The sequence below is a fragment of the Pseudomonas sp. C11 genome (genome assembly GCF_034683865.1).
Taxonomy (GTDB): Bacteria; Pseudomonadota; Gammaproteobacteria; order Pseudomonadales; family Pseudomonadaceae; genus Aquipseudomonas.
In genome coordinates, this window is record NZ_JAWIIP010000075.1 from 1 (window position 1) to 244 (window position 244).

At 66.4% G+C, this 244-nt stretch carries 1 protein-coding gene; it reads right to left on the reverse strand.

Annotation, left to right across the window (positions count from 1 at the left end):
* Nucleotides 1-211: SDR family NAD(P)-dependent oxidoreductase (locus tag VC352_RS24980; protein ID WP_322982174.1), on the reverse strand; the 211-nt coding region annotated here is incomplete at its 3' end.
* Between the last annotated feature and the right edge of the window lie 33 nt (nucleotides 212-244).

The window sequence follows — 244 nt, forward strand, 5'->3', positions numbered from 1 at the left end:
GCACCGCAGCGCGGTCGGAGACATCGACCGGCGTTGCGCTGACGGTGACGCCGAGCCTGCGTGCCTGTTCGGCGGTTTCTCCGAGCCCTTCGAAGTTCACGTCCGAGAGCGCCAGGTGGCAACCCTGGCTGGCCAGGTGATAGGCGAGAGCGCGGCCGATACCGGAACCGGCGCCAGTGATGGCAGCTACGTTGCCTTCGAAGGATTTCATGCGGTGGCCTCCTGGGCGTCGTGAATCAGGGCA